Consider the following 1,238-nt stretch of genomic DNA (forward strand, 5'->3'; position numbering starts at 1 on the left):
AGGGTGTACGGGCGCGGGCGACACGGAACACGCGGGCAGGCCGCATCCCGCGTCGGCGGCGGCACCGGCGGCTCGCGCCGAGCCGACGAAGGCGCGCAGGGTGGCTGCATCCAGCAGGGCGGCCCGCCCGTCGATGCACAGGATGTCCCGCCCGAAAAAACCGGATGCGCCGTTGGAAATATTGGGCCAGACAGCGCGGGCTGACGCAAGGTCGCCAGCGGCCAGCAGCGGCACCGGCCATGCGGCGCGACGTTGCGCGAGAAATTCCGGCAGGGGCAGCAGGGAAAGCCCGTAACGGCGGGCCACGGCGCGGGCCATGTCCCCTTCGCCGCATACGGCCAGCGGGACGTGAGGCAGGGCGGTACGCACCGCATCCAGCACGCGGCAGGGCGCGGGAATACCGGCGATGCGCAGGTACGGCCCGTCGGTGTGCTTGGCGGCTTCAGGCGCACCCGGCACATCAGGCGCATACGGCACATCCGGCACATCTGGCGTGCCTGATATGCCCTGCCCTTCGGGCGGCAGCACCACCACGCAGGCAAGGTCGGCTGGGGCCGCCACGTTCCCCGCGTCAGGGGGGGCGTGGACGGCCACATCCGCCGGGGTGCAGGCCGGGAACGGGGCGTCCCCGTCCAGCAGCAGGCGGCAGGTGGCGAGATCCCACGGTTCGTCGATGTCCACGCCCTGCCGCGCGGACAGCACGTGGGCCAGGGGTTCCGCCGGGGGCGCGGGAATGTCGGTCATGTATTGCCGGAACCACGGCTGCACATGGTAGTACGGGCGGTTGCAGGTGATGGAAAACGCCCCGCATTGCAGAAACCGCTCGTCGTTCGGGCTGTCGATTTCCTGTCCGCTACCTTCCGCCGGGGGCGGTCCGCCGCCTAGCGGGCGGAAGTCCGGGGTCAGGAATTCCAGCGACACGGCGGGCAGCCGGGCCACGGTCTGGAGCGAGGGGCGGTTGGCCGCCGCCAGCCGGTCCACGGCGCGGCGCATCTCGTCCGGGTGCAGGCAGGGGTGGGTGGCCGAGACGGACAGCAGAAAGTCGGGCACGCGCCGCTCCACCAGCAGCATCCACACCTGCGCGAAGACCCATGCGTCCAGCGGCGAGGCCTCGTCCGTGGCCAGTTCCGCCGGGCGCAGGAAGGGCACGTCCGCCCCGGCGGCGCGGGCCGCCGCCGCGATGTCCGGGCAGTCGGTGTTGACCATGACCCGCGTGATGCAGCCCGTCGACCGGCAGG

At 72.4% G+C, this 1,238-nt stretch carries 1 protein-coding gene; it reads right to left on the bottom strand.

Going from position 1 to position 1,238, the window contains the following annotated elements; translation table 11 throughout:
- The coding region (locus FVW27_RS16305; protein ID WP_481850169.1) for a glycosyltransferase family protein at window positions 1-1,238 on the bottom strand (1,238 nt) is incomplete at both ends.

Origin of the sequence: Nitratidesulfovibrio liaohensis, assembly GCF_011682075.1 — a bacterium.
GTDB classification, from domain to species: Bacteria; Desulfobacterota; Desulfovibrionia; order Desulfovibrionales; family Desulfovibrionaceae; genus Cupidesulfovibrio; species Cupidesulfovibrio liaohensis.